The following is a 15,816-nucleotide window of genomic DNA, read 5'->3' as shown; positions in this document are numbered from 1 at the left end:
ATAAAGTGTACGAGCAGAAATATATCGATAGAGAAAAAAGTTGGTTAGCGTTTAATGCAAGAGTGCTTCAGGAAGCAGGAGATAATACGGTTCCACTTTTAGACAGATTGCGTTTTGTTGGGATATTTTCCAATAATTTAGATGAATTTTTTAGAGTTCGCTATGCCGCAATCCGGAGATTGAGTCTTTCTGGAATTTCTGGAGAAAAATATTTAGGAGGTGTTTCTGCGCATCAGTTGATAAAGGATATTACAGAAATTGTTATTCAGCAGCAATCTGAGAGTTTACGTATTTTGGGAAATATAGAAACAGAACTGGAAGCAGAAAATATCTTCATTATAAACGAAGATCAGATTACGCCAAAACAAGAATGTTTCTTAAAGGACTTTTTTACACAAAAACTGAGTCCCGAACTAGTTACCATCATTTTAAATGATCTGGCTGTTTTTCCTATCTTAAAAGATACATTAGGCTATTTGGCAGTTCGATTAGAATTAGCAGATGAAGAAGTTCGTTATGCTTTAATCGAAATCCCGAAAAACATAAACAGATTTGTTGTCCTTCCTTCTGAAGATGAAAAACAATATGTGATTTTAATAGATGATGTTATACGTTTTAAACTAAAAAACATCTTTAATATATTTGATTATAAAAGTGTTTCGGCACATATGATCAAAATTACAAGAGATGCGCAATTGGATATTGACAGTGATTTGAGTAAAAGTATGCTCGAAAAAATTGCTACCTCTGTAAAAGACCGCCGAATTGGTGAGCCGGTACGTTTTATCTACGATAGTTTGATCGAAGATGATACGCTGCATTTCTTTTTAGATAAAATGAAAATTGTAGAAACAGACAGTATTATTCCCGGAGGAAGATACCATAATCGCCGTGATTATATGGATTTTCCAAATCTGGGACGTTATGATTTGTTATACAAACCAAATGAACCGCTGCCTGTACCGGGGTTAAGCCTGGACGGAAGTATTTTAGAAAAAATTTCTAAAAAAGATTATCTCGTACATGCACCTTATCAGTCTTTCTCGTATCTGACCAAGTTTTTGCGCGAAGCAGCCCTGGATCCAAAAGTAACCAGTATCAAAATTACGTTGTATCGTTTGGCAAAGAATTCGCAGATTATCAGTTCATTGATAAACGCTGCAAAAAATGGTAAAAAAGTAGTCGTTCAGATCGAACTTCAGGCTCGTTTTGATGAAGCCTCGAATATTTCGTATGCCGAACAAATGCAGACAGAAGGAATCGAGCTTATTTTTGGAATTAAGGGTCTTAAAGTACACAGTAAAATATGCGTTATAGAAAGACTTGAAGATGAAAAAAACCGTCGTTACGGTTTTATTTCTACAGGAAATTTTAACGAATCAACAGCCAAAATTTATACGGATGTCACGCTTTTAACCTGCCATCAGGGAATCTTAAAAGACATATCAAAAATATTTGAGTTTTTTGATATCAATTACAGAGTTCACCGATACAAACATTTGATTGTGTCACCGCATTATACAAGAACCAAGTTTATAAAATTAATAGATCGTGAAATTCTTCATGCATTAGCAGGCAGAAAAACCCATATAAAGCTAAAAATGAATAGTTTGTCTGATGTTAAAATGATCGATAAATTATATGAAGCAAGTAATGCCGGGGTAAAAATCCAGCTTCAGGTAAGGGGAATTTGTTCCCTGATTCCGGGAATACCGGGCATGAGCGAAAACATTGAAGCGATTAGTATTGTCGATAATTATCTGGAACACTCAAGGGTTTATATTTTTGGAAATGCCGGTTTAACCGAAGTGTATATTTCGTCTGCCGATTTTATGACCAGAAACCTGGACGGAAGAGTAGAGGTAACCTGCCCGATTTACGACCTTGAAATAAAGAAAGAACTAATCGATAATTTTAACCTAGCCTGGAAAGGAAACGTAAAAGTAAGATATCATTCTTATAAATTAGACAATAAGTATAAACCTAAAAATCATCACTCTCCATTTAGAGCGCAGTTTGAAACTTATAAATATTATCAGGACAAAATAGCATTACTGGACGAGATTCCTCAAAAAGTCAATTAATTATAAAAAAATCAAATCATCGAGAGTATGATTAATATAAAAAAATATGCAGCAATAGATATCGGTTCAAATGCCATGAGGCTGCTGATATCCAATGTTGTAGAACAAGACGGCAAAGAACCGCAGTTCAATAAAAGCTCACTTGTTCGTGTACCAATCCGTTTAGGACAGGATGCCTTTACAGTTGGAGAAATTTCTGAAGAAAATATAGACCGAATGGTTGATGCCATGAAAGCATTCAACCTTTTGATGAAAGTTCATAAAGTGGAACGCTATATGGCATTTGCAACTTCTGCAATGCGTGAAGCTTATAATGCTAAAGAAGTTGTAGCCCTGATCAAGAAAAAAGCAGATATTAAAATCGAAATTATTGATGGTAAAAAAGAAGCGGCAATAATCGCTTCGACAGATTTGCACCATTTACTGAAAACAGACGAAACCTATCTTTTTGTTGACGTTGGAGGCGGTAGTACCGAGTTTACATTATTTTCTGATGGCAAAATGGTAAACTCAAGATCATTTAAAGCCGGAACGGTTCGTTTACTAAACAATATGGTTCACGATGTAGTTTGGGATGAAATCGAAAAATGGATCAAAACCAATACAGCAGATTATGATGAAGTAACCCTGATAGGTTCCGGAGGAAACATTAATAAATTGTTTAAAATGTCCGGAAAACAACAGGAAAAACCACTTTCATATATTTACATTAATTCGCAATATGCCTTTTTGAATTCGTTGACCTACGAACAAAGAATTGCAGAATTAGGGTTGAACTCTGACCGTGCCGACGTAATTATTCACGCAACCAGAATTTACCTCAATGCAATGAAATGGAGTGGGGCACGCCAGATTTATGTTCCAAAAATCGGACTTTCTGACGGAATTGTAAAAGCAATGTATTACGGTAAAATTTAATTTCATAATTATAGTTTTGTTGCCACGAATTTCACTAATTTTCACTAATTTTTTTTTAAATATAAATTTAATTCGTGGAGATTCGTGAAATTCGTGGCAAACATTTTAATCCTAAAACTAGTTATCAATGAATAAAACAAGACTCGAGGCTTTTAGTGATGGTGTATTGGCAATTATAATTACTATCATGATTTTAGAAATCAAAGTGCCTCACGGAGTCGAGTTTGCCGATTTAAAACCACTTATCCCTAAGTTTTTAAGCTACGTATTAAGCTTCGTGTACGTTGGAATTTACTGGAATAACCACCATTATTTACTTCACGGTTTATCAAAAGTCAATGGAAAAATACTTTGGGGCAACCTCCATTTATTATTCTGGCTATCCCTCATTCCGGTTTCTACGGGCTGGATGGGAGAACACAATTTTGCCAAAGCCGCAATGGCATTATACGGAATCATTTTATTGGGCAGTGCTATAGCGTACCTGATTCTTCAAAAATTAGTACTCAATGTAGAAGGAAAAGATTCATTTTTGGCAAAAGCAATTGGTAATGATACAAAAAGCAAAATCTCTACTATTATGAATATAATCGGTATTGCCTCTTCATTTTACAGTGAATGGATTTCGGGTATAGCGTATCTCATCATAGCACTAATATGGCTTGTTCCTGATAAAAGGATTGAAAAGATTTTTTCTTAACTAATTAGTTTAAAATGAAATCTGTATTTCAATCCATGCAAATTATACCTGTGGCTGAGTTAGCTCTTCTGGATGATTTAATAACGACGCGCACACTCAAAAAAGGAGAACTTTTGGTGAAGGAAAATCAGGTTTGCAATGAAATTTTTTTTATAAAAAAAGGGATTTTAAGATCCTATTTCTTCAATCATCAGGAAAACGAAATCACCAATTGTTTTGCTTTCGAAAATGAATTTATGGCATCGTTTTCCAGTTTTATACTGCAGGAAGCAGCCCAGGAAAATATTCAGGCCCTGGACTATACAGAATTGCAGGTTATTAGTCGTGAAAGTTTGGAAAAGCTGTATGGAACCGGTATTCACTGGCAGGAAATCGGCAGGAAATTAACCGAAATGGAATACGTAACACTTCAAAAAAGAATGATTTCTTTTCAGAAACTATCAGGAAAAGAACGTTACGAAGAATTGTATCAAAATCATCAAAAATACCTTCAGTTGATACCGCTTCAATATCTGGCTTCTTATTTAGGCGTTACACCAAGACATTTAAGCCGCATTCGGAAAGCGATTTTATAGGACATTTGTCCAGTATCTTTTTTCATGCTACTGGTATTTTTGTACTAAATATAAAATATAAGAATATGAAAAAAATACTGATTATAAACGGTCATCCCAATCATGAAAGTTTCAACTTTGCGATTGCTAATGAATATCATGAAGGGGTAATGAATTCTGGATCTCAGGTGGAAACAATTACAATTGCCGATTTAGAATTTAATCCCAATTTAAAATTTGGTTATCAAAAACGAACCGAATTAGAACCCGATTTATTGGCTGCATGGCAAAAGATTCAAAACGCCGATCATCTGGTTTGGATTCATCCTGTTTGGTGGGGCGGACTTCCGGCAATTACAAAAGGATTTATAGACCGTTTATTTTTGCCCGGAATGGCTTTTCAGTACCGTGAAAATTCAGTTTGGTGGGACAAATTACTAAAAGGAAAAACAGCCCATATCATCACCACTTTAGATCAGCCGGGCTGGTATTACAGATTGTTTTTTGGCAGACCAAGCGTTAATCAGCTAAAGAAATCAACCTTAGAATTCTGTGGCATAAAACCAGTAAAAGTAACCTACATCGGAATTGTAAAAACAGCCGATGATGTGCAGAGAAAAAAGTGGCTGCAGAAAGTCTATAATTTAGGATTGCAAAATAAATAAGTAAGTTTGCTGCTAGTTTCACGAATTTACACGAATTATTTTTTAAATTTTTGATCAAAGAAATTCGTGAAAAATCAATGTGTTTGTGCAGGAAAAAATTAAGAATTTAAATCTAATCCAAATGTAGAACGCAAAAGTTCAATATTTGGATTTATTTCTAACAGACGGTTGTATCTGTCCTGATCATTAAAACTGCGTTTGGTTTCGATAGTTTCATTTACGATAACCTCAATCGTAATATCGTGGTTGTGCAAATGACCTTTTAAGTGGCCTAAAAGTCCATTAAGCTGACTTTCAAAATCTAATTTAGAACCCTCGTTTGGTAATTCTAACGTAATTCTTGTACCGTCTAATTTTGGATCGTTAATCAATAATAACGATTCCATAATTTTAAAACCTTTTTCGCCTAAACGCTGTGCATATTTATTCCACTGCAGCAACATGTCCGTTTCATTAAACTCTTCTGTAGGCAGTGTTGTTGATGGTTTTACATAAAATTTGCTGCTGGCTTCCAGTTCTTTTTTCTTGCGAATGCTCGATAATGAAAAAGCAGAAACTTTTGGTTCATTACTAACGGGAGGCTTTGGAGATTCTGGAACATGCTGAGGAGCAGTTTCTGTTTTTGGTTCAGTCTCAGCTGGCTTATTGCTTACAACACTTGTCTCTTGCGTGTTTGAAACTGCAGGTGTTTGGTTTGGAATTTCGGTTTTTGGACTCGGAATTTCAACAATAGAGTAACTGCCGTTTTTAAAGTAAACAGGAGGGATTATGAATTGCTCAGCTTTTTTTTTTCTCCATCAAAGTTGATAGAGGCCAGTTGCATCAAACATAATTCGACCAGAAGACGCTGGTTTTGGCTCAGTTTGTACTTTAAATCACAATCGTTTGCAATATCAATTCCTTTTAATAAAAAGTCCTGAGAACACTTTTGAGATTGTACGCCATACATTTGCTGTGCCTGTTCGCCAACTTCTAGTAAAGAAATTGTAGCAGGAGTTTTGCTTACCAGTAAATCCCTGAAATGCGAAGCCAGACCGGCAATAAAATGATGCCCGTCAAAACCTTTTGCAAGGATTTCGTTGTATGCCAGTAAAAGTTCGGGAATTTGATTTTCTAAAAGTAAATCGGTAATCGAAATATAAGTTTCGTAATCTAAAACGTTTAGGTTTTCTGTTACTGCCTGACGGGTCAGGTTGGTTCCGCAAAAAGAAACCACACGGTCAAAAATAGACAAAGCGTCACGCATTGCACCATCTGCCTTTTGGGCAATGATATGCAAAGCATCATCCTCAAAATTGATTCCCTGACTTGCCGCAACATCTGCCAAATGTTCTTTGGCATCTTTTACAGTAATTCTCTTGAAATCAAAAATCTGACAACGTGATAAAATCGTTGGAATAATTTTATGTTTCTCTGTTGTGGCTAAGATAAAAATAGCATGTTTTGGCGGCTCTTCTAATGTTTTCAGAAAAGCATTAAAAGCTGCCGAAGACAACATATGAACCTCGTCAATAATATAGACTTTATACTGTCCCGTTTGTGGCGGGATTCGAACCTGATCAATCAGGCTTCTGATATCATCAACAGAGTTGTTTGAAGCAGCATCCAGTTCAAAAACGTTAAATGCAAAATCTTCGTTTGGATCATCATATCCGGGCTGATTTATTTTTCTCGCAAGAATACGCGCGCAGGTTGTTTTTCCAACCCCACGAGGTCCTGTGAATAATAAAGCTGAGGCAAGGTGATTGCTTTCTATGGCATTTAGCAAAGTGTTGGTAATGGCTTTCTGCCCCACAACATCTTTAAATGTCTGCGGACGGTATTTACGGGCCGATACTACAAATTGTTCCATATTCTTTTTTATTCGATAGCAAATATAGAGTATAATTTAATGATTTAAAAATTTAAAAATTGAAAGATTTTAACCGTTTTTACCATTGTCGTTTTTAGTATTGTCAATTAGTGAATTAGGCGAAATACAGTTTTTTGGTTTGAATTTCGGTCTTTATTTTTTGTAATGAAAAAAGGATTAATTTTAGCAGGAAATTATCATTCCCAATTGCATATACATGAAAAAATCAATTTTAGTTCTCTTGTTGTTAACCATTCTTTCCAGTTGTAATAATAAACAAATGGAAAAACCAGATGATAAAATAGTGTCAGAAAAAAATGTAAATGAACAAAACAAAAATGTAGCTCTTACAATTCAAATCATTGATAAACTTTCTGATGAAGATATTGAAGGCGCTATATATGAAAATATTGTAGAAACTTTTAAAGGCGATTTTGATAATGAATTTGAGCATATTAAAAAATTAAGTGCAGGTCAACAAATGTTTTGGGCTACCTGGATATTAGAAGCAGAAGTAAATAATGGAGGATTTAATCAATATTATTATAATTCAGATGGAGAATTTGCAGAAATGGCATTAAATGGCTTAAAGATTATTAAAGCAAATAAATTTGCTGACTTAGTTTCCAGAGCTAATATTGTTTATCAAGAAAACAAAGAGAGATTATCCGCCTATGACGATGGAAGTATGGAAAGTTTCAGTAAATCCTATAAGGATAATCCATTAAATAAATTTGATGATGAGTTTTATGATTTAGAGAAAAAACAAAATATTAGTAAACTTCGAATTAAATACATTCGCGAGCACGAAAGTGAATTTGTTAATTGATAAAGTACAAATTTGTTAGCTTATGTTTAGTATTATTTAATAAAAACCAGTTACTCTTAAAATAATTACAACTTAAAAATTCAATGAACGAAGACTTTATAACATTTCAAAAATTTAATGATCAGTATAGTGCAAAACAATTTGGCAAATTGCTTTCAGACCAAAATATAAAATATGTATTAGAAGATAATTCACTGAGTTTTGATCCGACTTTTGCAAATAACAATTTTGGAACTGAATATTGTATTAAGATCAAAAATGATGATTTTGAAAAAGTCAATATCCTATTAGAAGAAAAATCAGAAATAGAAATTAGCGAAATTGATAAAGATTATTATTTATTAAGTTTCTCTGATGAAGAATTAATAGATGTTATTGCAAAAAGTGATGAATGGAATAAATTTGATGTCTCTCTTGCAAAGAAGTTACTCAGGGAAAGAGGGCAGGAAATAACACCTTTAAAAATTGAAGAAATTAAAAAACAAAGAATTACAGAATTATCCAAACCGGAAAAAAGCCAAAGTGGATATATAATTCTGGGCTATATCACAGCCTTGCTTGGCGGATTACTGGGTGTTTTTGTCGGTTGGCATTTGCTGACTTATAAAAAGGTACTCCCGGATGGAAACAGGGTTTATGTCTATTCTGAAAACGACAGAAAACAAGGGAACAGGATTTTAGTTTTAGGTTTGGTCTTTTTTATTTTTTGGTTTGGAGTAAAAATTTTGTTCAGGTTTGATTAAGCGTAAATAGTTGAATTGATAGGATGGATAACAAAATAAAAATTATCGGGTTCAGGGAAAGTGACAGAGATGTATTGCGCGAATTATTTCTAAAAGTCCGCAAAAGCACTTTTGTCTGGAAAGATCAGTCTGCTTTTGATTTATTAGATTTTGATGCGCAGACGCGTGAAGAATATATTTTAACTGCTTTGTATGATGAAAAAATAGCCGGATTTATCTCTATCTGGGTGCCGGATAATTTTGTACATCATTTATTTATAGACCAGACATTTCAGAAATTAGGCATCGGAAAAGCACTTTTAAAATGTGCTGTCAATAAAACAGGTTTTCCTGTAAAGTTAAAATGTCTCCAGAAAAACTCAGAAGCAATCGCATTTTATAAAAAGACAGGATTTGTACAAAAAGGGATAGGCGGAATTGGAGATGATTCTTTTATTTTGTTTGAATTGAATCAGGAAATAGAATAGAAGATGAAAATCGCAACCTGGAATTGTAATATGGCTTTCAGGAAAAAAGCCGGGTTTATTTTGGTTCACCAACCGGATATTCTGATAATTCCGGAATGCGAAAATATCGATAAATTAAGATTTCCCGAAAATGTTACAACACCGTCCGATATACTTTGGTATGGCACAAACCAAAACAAAGGGCTGGGCGTTTTTTCGTATAGTGATTACAGATTTGAACTTATGGATTGCCATAATCCTGATTTTAAAAATGTACTGCCAATCTCCGTTTCCAACGGAAAAATAGATTTTATTTTATTCGCCATTTGGGCAAACAATCCACAAGACAAAGACGGCCAATATGTAACACAGGTTTGGAAAGCAATTAATTATTATGAAAAACTGCTTTCTGAAAATCCTTGTATCCTAATCGGAGATTTTAACAGCAATACCATTTGGGACAGGCCAAGAAGAGAAGGAAATCACTCTACAGTTGTCAGCAAATTAGCAGAGAAAAACATATTTAGCGTTTATCATAAATTCTATAATCAGGAACAGGGCAAAGAAATACATCCTACTTTGTTTTTGTACCGCCATGAAAATAAACCCTATCATCTTGATTATTGTTTTGCTTCAAATAATTTTATGAATGTTTTAAAAAGTGTTGAAGTCGGGACTTACAACGACTGGAAAATGCACAGCGATCATAAACCCCTCGTTGTTACTTTTGATATATAATGTTCTATAATTACTGGAAAAAATATAAAAACGGCAAGAGTATCTTGTAATGTTTTAGATCTCAATTCATTTAATTTTAGGTATTTAATTTTTAAAAAATATCATTATGAAAATGAAGTCGATTTTATTGGGAATGTGTTTGGCATTTTCTTTAGTGGCCTGCGGTCCTAAAGATGCAGACATTCAAAAAGACATAAATGCAAAATTAAGAGATAAGCCGGGAGTACATGTTGATGTACAGGAAGGTGTTGCTACAATTTCGGGAATTTGCAAAGATGATGCTTTCAAACAAAATATAGAAAGTACTGTAAAAGAAACCAAAGGAGTAAAATCTGTAATAAACAACTGTGACATTCAGGCACCGAATGAAGAACCTGCTGCTGCGGCAGTAATTATAAGTTCAGACAGTGAATTAGATAAATCTGTAAGTGATGTTGTAAAAGCTTATGATGGCGTGAGCGCTACCGTTGTAGGTGGTGTAGTAACACTTTCGGGAGAAATCAAAAGAAATCAATTACAGCCTTTAATGCAAAGCCTGCAGGAATTGAAACCTAAAAAAGTTGATAACAAATTAACTATTAAATAAGCAAGTTATGAGTTTACAAGATAAATACAGAGAAGTAACAAATCTGGCAGAAAACTTAGGAATCACTAATTTGCAGGTTAGAGAACAGGACAATGTTTTATATATCGATGGTACAGCAAATTCTGCAGCAGACAAAGACAAGCTCTGGGACGCTTACAATAAAATAGATCCCGAGTACAGATCGGCAGATGTTGTAATGAATATTGAAGTTACGGAGAAAGTTTCCAGAGAATATACAGTAGAAAACGGCGATTCGCTTTCTAAAATCGGAAAAGCATACGGAGTGTCCTGGCAGGATATATATGAAGCCAATAAAGATATTATCAAAAATCCCGACCTGATTGAGGTGGGTTGGAAATTAAAAATACCAACAGTATAATTATTTTTTTACTGTTTTAAAAGTCTGTCTTAATTGAGGGGCTTTTTTTTTATGGAATTTTTTAAAGCACAAGATTTTACCTCTTTTTGTATTATATCGTTGTAAGGAGAAATCATACCCGCTGATTCATAGTATGTGAGTTCAGAATGTGATTTCTCCTTACACCGAAATAAATCTGATTCCAATTTTGATTGGAATGTGGAATTTCAAAAACCTGTAATTTAGTATCATCTTCCTTTTATACTCAACTCCAATAATATCTTTGAAGTCTCAGAATCAGAATCGGCTGAGAAGCCTGATACATACACTCCTTTTTTTCCTGAACTGGATTTAATTCCATAAACAACTGCTTCATCGCCCGGATCCGACGCTCCTTCGTATCGATACACATGTACAATTTCAAATTTTTCGGGATTCTTTTTTATTGCGTCATTATTTAAATTAAAGTCGCATGTAAATCCTTTTTCATTCAATTGATCTAAAGCTTTTGAAACAGTTGCGTAGTGATACATTCTAGTCATAATAATTGAATTTTAAAATTATGGATTTTAAAGATAACCAATTTAAAATTAAAAAGTTGCGTATTTGGATCGAAAATCTAAATTTTAAAATCAATAATCTTCCGTTATAAATTGTTACTTTTGCCGCGCAGACCGCCTTATCGTCGTTCCATACCGATAGCTATCGGGACTGGGAGGGAGGAAAGTCCGGACACCACAGAGAAGCATAGCGGGTAACACCCGTCGGCGTTAGAAATAGCGCAAGGACAAGTGCAACAGAAAGTATGTACAGGTAATGCTGTAGTGAAACCAGGTAAACTCTATGCGGTGAAATACCAAGTATATCAGCATTTAAGGGCTTCTCGTTCGTTGCTGAAGGGTAGGTAGCTTGAGTTCCGGAGTAATTCGGAATCTAGATAAATGATAAGGCCCTGATTTATCAGGGACAGAATCCGGCTTACAGGTCTGCATTTTTTATATATTTGTGAAATTATCTAACAAACTTTCATGAATATAAATCAATCCAATCTCCCTCCTAAACCTCAAAAAAGTACCTTAAACACCATTTTTACCAATCTGACTTTTTGGGTTCTGATTGCCATTATTACTGGAGTTTTGCTCGGACATTTTTCGCCGCAAAATGCTGTAAAAATGAAAATTGTTGGCGACAGTTTTGTAGATATTATCAAACTCTTTATTGGCCCGATTATATTTCTGACCATTGTTTTGGGAATTTCCGGTATGGGAAATCTCAAAAAAGTAGGCAGAATCGGGATTAAGGCATTAGGCTATTTTGAAGTGGTTTCGACCGTTGCATTGGCAATTGGTGTAACAGTTGCTTATGTCTTTAAACCCGGAAAAATTGACAAAACAGGTTTGGCCTTGCAGGATGCCAGTCAATATACGAGCGGTACGGCAGAACATTTCTCGTGGTTAAAATTCTTCCTTTCCAATTTTACGCTTCAGGTTTTACTGGCAGCAATTGTCTGTGGTATTGCATTAAATTTTTATCAAAAAAGAGAACAGACAATCTTAGTTTTAGAAAGAATGTCAAGAGTAGTTTTTACAGGCTTAAAATACGTTATGTATCTCGCTCCTTTGGGTGCGTTTGGAGGGATGGCCTATACGATCGGAAAGTTTGGTCTCCAGACTTTAATTCCGCTTGGCAAATTAATGCTGTCGGTTTATCTGACCATGTTTTTATTCGTTTTTCTGATTTTAGGAAGCATTCTGAAATATTATAAAATCAGTATTCTTGCAATCCTTAAATACATCAAGGAAGAACTTTTACTGGTTTTGGGAACTTCCTCCTCAGAAGCTGCTTTGCCAAGTATTATGGTAAAACTCGAAAGAATGGGCTGTAGTAAATCGGTTGTGGGGCTGGTGGTTCCGACAGGTTATTCTTTTAATCTCGACGGAACTTCGATTTATTTATCGATGTCAGTAATCTTTTTAGCGCAGTTGTATGATGTGCATTTAAGCTTTTTCGAAATTTTGAGTGTAATTGGTATTTTGATGATCACCTCAAAAGGAGCAGCCGGCGTGACCGGAAGCGGATTTATAGTCCTGGCTTCGACATTAACGGCATTGCATAAAATTCCCGTAGAAGGTTTGGCTTTTTTATTAGGAGTTGATAAATTTATGAGTGAGGCCAGAGCAATTACAAACTTAATCGGAAATACAGCAGCGACAATTGTAATCTCAAAATCAGAAAGGGATTTTACAGAGTTGAATTTAGATCCTGTTGTTGAAGAGTTTTGATTAGTGGTTCTAAGGTTCTAAGGTACTAAGGTTTAGAGGTACAAAGGTGCAAGCTGCAAAAGTAACAAAAGCTAAAAAGGTACAAAGTTGCAGAGATTAAGATGCCAGAAATAAATCCTTGCAACTTTGAATCTCTGAACCTTTGTACCTAAATAAAAATTCTACGATTCGTCTTTAGTTGCGCGAACTAAACTTATTCCCGACATAAAGAAGACGATTCCAAGTATTCCGTAAATTATCAATGATTTTATATCTCTGGTTTCGCCAGATGTTCCGGCAAATATGACAGCTGTGTATATAAGGCCTACAATTCCAAGAAGTGTAAGCAATCCACCAAATAATCTTTTTAGGTTCATGACTTATAGTTTTAAATGTTTCAATCAAAGTTATAATAGTCACATTAACATTTTGTTATAAAATTGATTTTAAAACTTATATCATTAACATAAAAATATTTTACGGGTTTACCATAATTTTAAATTCGATTCCAATATTCCGAATACTTTCAATAGCTATTTTTGAATCATCTTTCAAGTATTTCCGAATTTTACTGATATAAACATCCATGCTTCTGCCAGAGAAGAAATCATCATTTCCCCAGACAGCTTTCAGGATTTGTTCTCTTTTAAGAAGCTGATTTTTATGATTAAAGAAATACAGAATCAGAGATGCTTCTTTCTCAGTAAGTTGTTGTGTATGATTGTTTATTTTTAAAGTCAGGCGTTTGGTGTCAAAATAATATAAACCGATTTCAAGTTCTTCAGCATCCTTTAAAATGTTTTTTTGCTGGCTCCGTTTTAAGATGTTTTGCAGGCGCAGGATAAGTTCTTCGGCCTCAAAAGGTTTTACAATATAATCATCTGCACCAAGCTTTAAACCTATTATTTTGTCCTCTTTTAATTTTTTTGCAGTCAGAAAAATAAAAGGAATTTCGGGATTTATTCGGGTGATTTTTTCCGCTAATGAAAAACCGTCGAGTTTTGGCATCATCACATCAAAAACGCAAATATCAAATAGTTCTTTTTTAAAAAAGTCTAAAGCAATTTCCCCATTTTCTGCCCAGGTTACATCATATTTATACAGTTCCAGATATTGTTTCAGGACATTTGCAAAATCAAAATCATCTTCGGCCAAAAGTATTTTTTTCAATGAAAAACAATTTAAACTTTAAACATAAAAGTAAATACAGCACCTTTACCTAAATCGCTCATCACAGCAACAGAACCCTGATGAGCTTTTATAATCTGATTGACATAATACAAGCCAAGTCCGAGGCCTTTTGTATTGTGTAAATTACCTTGCTCTACGCGATAAAACTTCTCAAAAAGTAAAGATTGTTTGTTTTTTGAAATTCCGATTCCGTTATCCTCGATGCTAATCGAAAACTCCTCGTGAAGCTTTTTGGTTTTAACAGCAATTTTGCTCGAACCATATTTTACGGCATTTTCCAGAACATTCAATATCGCCGTTGTCAGATGAAATTTATCCAGAACTAAAACCGTTTTTTGGGTCTGAAAATCAGTTTCAATACTAATTTTTGGATAACCGATTTTAAAATCTTCAATTATAGAAAACAGAAAATCTTCTGTATTGATTTTTTCCTTTTGCAGTTCAATTTCGTTTTCGGCCAGCGAATTGGCCAAAACCTGATCAATTAAATTCTGCAAACGATTATTTTGTCTCGAAATAGTATTTAAAATAGCATTGAAATTTTGTTCGTTTTCACGAATGTCTTTCTGCTCCAGAATTTTTGTAGAAATACCCAAAGTCGCCAGCGGTGTTTTGAGTTCATGCGTAATATTATTGATAAAATCGGTTTTGACATCACTGACTTTTTTTTGTTTAATCAGCGCTTTTATGGCAATTACAAATAATGTTATCAACGTTGCAATAGAAAATAAAGACAAAGCCAGAACAAACGCCATTCGCCTTAAAATAATCATTTCCCAGTCGATAACAGAAACATACATTGAATCTTCCGTCAATAGTTTATAATCCTGATTTTCCAAAGTTACGTTTGTGGTACCGACATAATTCCGAACCAAAAAAGAATGGTTTAAGGAAACTAAATTACCGTATAGTTTATTTTGAATCAAAGGCTTTTCAGAGAAAATGGTATCTGCTTTTTGAGCATTTTTATACAGTATAAATTTGTTGAGGACAATAGCAAAATCAATTTTAAAATTAGGTAAATCCCTCTCAAATTTGCGTTTAATTTTCCGGGTCAGGATATCTTGAAAATCATTTTCAATCATTTCTTTTTTAATCTCCTTTTTTGACCTTTTCCCGTGAATATAACTTTCAGACAATGTCTTATAAAGTGTTTCTTTTTTTGATATCAAAGCAGAATCAATATCGCTGTAATTGTTGGTTATCTGAGCAATTTCATTTTTAATCTGAGTATGAAACTGCGCTACTTTGTAGTCATAAGCAGTTTTTACCAAATAGCATTGTACTGTCGTCAGAACTATCAGTGCGACAACAGAAAACGCGATTAATAAGTTGATTCTTTGTTTCATAATGCAAGCCAAAAATAATGCTTTTATGATACAATAAGGACATTAACCCCGCATTAACCTCCAATTAACTTTCGGAACTGGTATTTCGGCTCATTTTTGCAACAGTTAAAACCAAAAATTGTAAAAATGATGAACATACAAAGTGGTAACAACGTTTTACTTGCTTTCTTTTTTTTAATCCATTGCAGCGCCAATGAAATAAAATCTTCTGAGAAACTTTATGAATTGAGAATTGCTCCGAAACAAAAAGCAGTTTTAATCTTATTTCCATGTTTTTCATGCAATATTCAAAACAGTAAAAAAGAGGCAAAATTCCTTAGAGATATAGAAAATGAAGGCGTTACAACATTGTTGTTAAACTACAATATGAAATTGTATTTATCCGAATCAGAAAAAAAGGAATATTCAAAAGAACTGAATCTAATTTTTGACGATAATAAAATTGCAAAAGAAAACATATTTATCGGAGGGTTTTCCAGTGGAGGAAATCTGGCACTTTTATTATCTAATCATCTTATAAAAACAAAAAATTCATTATAGCC

The 15,816-nt window shown here is 34.0% G+C and carries 19 protein-coding genes and 1 other RNA gene; 14 read left to right on the top strand and 6 right to left on the bottom strand.

Translation table 11 applies throughout. From position 1 onward, the window contains the following. The first annotated feature begins 5 nt into the window (after positions 1–5). The 5 genes from ppk1 (at position 6) to JOD96_RS20200 (ending at position 4,921) form a co-directional block, all read left to right on the top strand. Positions 6–2,084, top strand: a complete 2,079-nt coding sequence (gene ppk1 / locus JOD96_RS20220; RefSeq protein ID WP_209566023.1) for a polyphosphate kinase 1 — start codon at positions 6–8, stop codon at positions 2,082–2,084. A gap of 27 nt (positions 2,085–2,111) precedes the next feature. After that, positions 2,112–3,002, top strand: coding sequence for a Ppx/GppA phosphatase family protein (locus JOD96_RS20215; RefSeq protein WP_209566022.1), 891 nt, complete (start codon positions 2,112–2,114; stop codon positions 3,000–3,002). 127 nt (positions 3,003–3,129) lie between these two features. After that, the gene (locus tag JOD96_RS20210) at positions 3,130–3,702 is read left to right on the top strand and encodes a TMEM175 family protein (RefSeq protein WP_209566021.1); all 573 of its coding nucleotides are present in this window, start codon (positions 3,130–3,132) and stop codon (positions 3,700–3,702) included. Between the two features lie 14 nt (positions 3,703–3,716). Beyond that, the gene (locus JOD96_RS20205) at positions 3,717–4,277 is read left to right on the top strand and encodes a Crp/Fnr family transcriptional regulator (protein WP_209566020.1); all 561 of its coding nucleotides are present in this window, start codon (positions 3,717–3,719) and stop codon (positions 4,275–4,277) included. 65 nt (positions 4,278–4,342) lie between these two features. After that, the gene (locus tag JOD96_RS20200; protein WP_209566019.1) at positions 4,343–4,921 is read left to right on the top strand and encodes an NAD(P)H-dependent oxidoreductase; all 579 of its coding nucleotides are present in this window, start codon (positions 4,343–4,345) and stop codon (positions 4,919–4,921) included. Positions 4,922–5,019: 98 nt separating this feature from the next. On the opposite strand, the gene JOD96_RS20195 is transcribed toward JOD96_RS20200, so the two are convergent. Together JOD96_RS20195 and dnaX are read right to left on the bottom strand one after the other, a co-directional pair. After that, positions 5,020–5,364, bottom strand: coding sequence for a DNA polymerase III (locus JOD96_RS20195; RefSeq protein WP_209566018.1), 345 nt, complete (start codon positions 5,362–5,364; stop codon positions 5,020–5,022). Positions 5,365–5,687: 323 nt separating this feature from the next. Continuing rightward, complete coding sequence (gene dnaX / locus JOD96_RS20190; RefSeq protein ID WP_209566017.1) at positions 5,688–6,773, bottom strand: DNA polymerase III subunit gamma/tau; 1,086 nt, start codon at positions 6,771–6,773, stop codon at positions 5,688–5,690. Positions 6,774–6,990: 217 nt separating this feature from the next. On the opposite strand from dnaX, the gene JOD96_RS20185 reads away from it, so the two are divergent. From JOD96_RS20185 to JOD96_RS20160, 6 genes are all read left to right on the top strand, one after another. Next, on the top strand, positions 6,991–7,602 hold the full coding sequence (locus tag JOD96_RS20185; RefSeq protein WP_209566043.1) for a DMP19 family protein: 612 nt from the start codon (positions 6,991–6,993) through the stop codon (positions 7,600–7,602). Between the two features lie 83 nt (positions 7,603–7,685). Then, positions 7,686–8,345, top strand: coding sequence for a hypothetical protein (locus tag JOD96_RS20180; protein ID WP_209566016.1), 660 nt, complete (start codon positions 7,686–7,688; stop codon positions 8,343–8,345). Between the two features lie 23 nt (positions 8,346–8,368). Then, entirely contained in the window at positions 8,369–8,812 is a 444-nt protein-coding gene (locus JOD96_RS20175) for a GNAT family N-acetyltransferase (RefSeq protein WP_209566015.1), read from the top strand. A 3-nt stretch (positions 8,813–8,815) separates the two neighbouring features. After that, positions 8,816–9,529, top strand: coding sequence for an endonuclease/exonuclease/phosphatase family protein (locus JOD96_RS20170; protein ID WP_209566014.1), 714 nt, complete (start codon positions 8,816–8,818; stop codon positions 9,527–9,529). A gap of 106 nt (positions 9,530–9,635) precedes the next feature. Beyond that, positions 9,636–10,115: a BON domain-containing protein gene (locus JOD96_RS20165; RefSeq protein ID WP_209566013.1), complete on the top strand. Its 480-nt coding sequence runs from the start codon at positions 9,636–9,638 to the stop codon at positions 10,113–10,115. A gap of 7 nt (positions 10,116–10,122) precedes the next feature. Further along, positions 10,123–10,494: a LysM peptidoglycan-binding domain-containing protein gene (locus JOD96_RS20160; protein WP_209566012.1), complete on the top strand. Its 372-nt coding sequence runs from the start codon at positions 10,123–10,125 to the stop codon at positions 10,492–10,494. Between the two features lie 227 nt (positions 10,495–10,721). Here the strand turns inward: JOD96_RS20160 and JOD96_RS20155 are convergent, their stop codons facing one another. Beyond that, positions 10,722–11,015: a hypothetical protein gene (locus JOD96_RS20155; protein ID WP_209566011.1), complete on the bottom strand. Its 294-nt coding sequence runs from the start codon at positions 11,013–11,015 to the stop codon at positions 10,722–10,724. Positions 11,016–11,139: 124 nt separating this feature from the next. Between JOD96_RS20155 and rnpB the strand changes: the two genes are divergently transcribed. Further along, positions 11,140–11,470, top strand: an RNA gene (gene rnpB / locus JOD96_RS20150) — RNase P RNA component class A. A 31-nt stretch (positions 11,471–11,501) separates the two neighbouring features. Next, the gene (locus JOD96_RS20145; protein WP_209566010.1) at positions 11,502–12,755 is read left to right on the top strand and encodes a cation:dicarboxylate symporter family transporter; all 1,254 of its coding nucleotides are present in this window, start codon (positions 11,502–11,504) and stop codon (positions 12,753–12,755) included. 161 nt (positions 12,756–12,916) lie between these two features. On the opposite strand, the gene JOD96_RS20140 is transcribed toward JOD96_RS20145, so the two are convergent. The 3 genes from JOD96_RS20140 to JOD96_RS20130 form a co-directional block, all read right to left on the bottom strand. Continuing rightward, positions 12,917–13,111: a hypothetical protein gene (locus tag JOD96_RS20140; protein WP_209566009.1), complete on the bottom strand. Its 195-nt coding sequence runs from the start codon at positions 13,109–13,111 to the stop codon at positions 12,917–12,919. 100 nt (positions 13,112–13,211) lie between these two features. Beyond that, positions 13,212–13,904 carry a response regulator transcription factor gene (locus JOD96_RS20135; RefSeq protein WP_209566008.1) on the bottom strand — a complete coding sequence of 231 codons (693 nt, stop codon included), beginning with the start codon at positions 13,902–13,904 and terminating at the stop codon, positions 13,212–13,214. Between the two features lie 11 nt (positions 13,905–13,915). Continuing rightward, positions 13,916–15,274, bottom strand: a complete 1,359-nt coding sequence (locus tag JOD96_RS20130; RefSeq protein WP_209566007.1) for a sensor histidine kinase — start codon at positions 15,272–15,274, stop codon at positions 13,916–13,918. 126 nt (positions 15,275–15,400) lie between these two features. Here JOD96_RS20130 and JOD96_RS20125 point away from each other — a divergent pair, with 126 nt between their 5' ends. Continuing rightward, positions 15,401–15,814: a hypothetical protein gene (locus JOD96_RS20125; RefSeq protein WP_209566006.1), complete on the top strand. Its 414-nt coding sequence runs from the start codon at positions 15,401–15,403 to the stop codon at positions 15,812–15,814. Positions 15,815–15,816 lie beyond the last annotated feature (2 nt).

It is taken from the genome of Flavobacterium sp. 1355, from assembly GCF_017833415.1.
Taxonomy (GTDB): Bacteria; Bacteroidota; Bacteroidia; order Flavobacteriales; family Flavobacteriaceae; genus Flavobacterium.
Note: the sequence above shows the minus strand (reverse complement) of the source record. Positions and strands in the feature narration are given on the sequence as shown.

What these genes read in the sequence shown, in the direction of transcription:
- JOD96_RS20215 (WP_209566022.1), top strand. Translation starts at nt 2,112, where the DNA reads ATGATTAATATAAAAAAATATGCAGCAATAGATATCGGTTCAAATGCC.
- JOD96_RS20210 (WP_209566021.1), top strand. Translation starts at nt 3,130, where the DNA reads ATGAATAAAACAAGACTCGAGGCTTTTAGTGATGGTGTATTGGCAATT.
- JOD96_RS20205 (WP_209566020.1), top strand. Translation starts at nt 3,717, where the DNA reads ATGAAATCTGTATTTCAATCCATGCAAATTATACCTGTGGCTGAGTTA.
- JOD96_RS20200 (WP_209566019.1), top strand. Translation starts at nt 4,343, where the DNA reads ATGAAAAAAATACTGATTATAAACGGTCATCCCAATCATGAAAGTTTC.
- JOD96_RS20195 (WP_209566018.1), bottom strand. Translation starts at nt 5,364, where the DNA reads ATGTTGCTGCAGTGGAATAAATATGCACAGCGTTTAGGCGAAAAAGGT.
- dnaX (WP_209566017.1), bottom strand. Translation starts at nt 6,773, where the DNA reads ATGGAACAATTTGTAGTATCGGCCCGTAAATACCGTCCGCAGACATTT.
- JOD96_RS20185 (WP_209566043.1), top strand. Translation starts at nt 6,991, where the DNA reads ATGAAAAAATCAATTTTAGTTCTCTTGTTGTTAACCATTCTTTCCAGT.
- JOD96_RS20180 (WP_209566016.1), top strand. Translation starts at nt 7,686, where the DNA reads ATGAACGAAGACTTTATAACATTTCAAAAATTTAATGATCAGTATAGT.
- JOD96_RS20175 (WP_209566015.1), top strand. Translation starts at nt 8,369, where the DNA reads ATGGATAACAAAATAAAAATTATCGGGTTCAGGGAAAGTGACAGAGAT.
- JOD96_RS20170 (WP_209566014.1), top strand. Translation starts at nt 8,816, where the DNA reads ATGAAAATCGCAACCTGGAATTGTAATATGGCTTTCAGGAAAAAAGCC.
- JOD96_RS20165 (WP_209566013.1), top strand. Translation starts at nt 9,636, where the DNA reads ATGAAAATGAAGTCGATTTTATTGGGAATGTGTTTGGCATTTTCTTTA.
- JOD96_RS20160 (WP_209566012.1), top strand. Translation starts at nt 10,123, where the DNA reads ATGAGTTTACAAGATAAATACAGAGAAGTAACAAATCTGGCAGAAAAC.
- JOD96_RS20155 (WP_209566011.1), bottom strand. Translation starts at nt 11,015, where the DNA reads ATGACTAGAATGTATCACTACGCAACTGTTTCAAAAGCTTTAGATCAA.
- JOD96_RS20145 (WP_209566010.1), top strand. Translation starts at nt 11,502, where the DNA reads ATGAATATAAATCAATCCAATCTCCCTCCTAAACCTCAAAAAAGTACC.
- JOD96_RS20140 (WP_209566009.1), bottom strand. Translation starts at nt 13,111, where the DNA reads ATGAACCTAAAAAGATTATTTGGTGGATTGCTTACACTTCTTGGAATT.
- JOD96_RS20130 (WP_209566007.1), bottom strand. Translation starts at nt 15,274, where the DNA reads ATGAAACAAAGAATCAACTTATTAATCGCGTTTTCTGTTGTCGCACTG.
- JOD96_RS20125 (WP_209566006.1), top strand. Translation starts at nt 15,401, where the DNA reads ATGATGAACATACAAAGTGGTAACAACGTTTTACTTGCTTTCTTTTTT.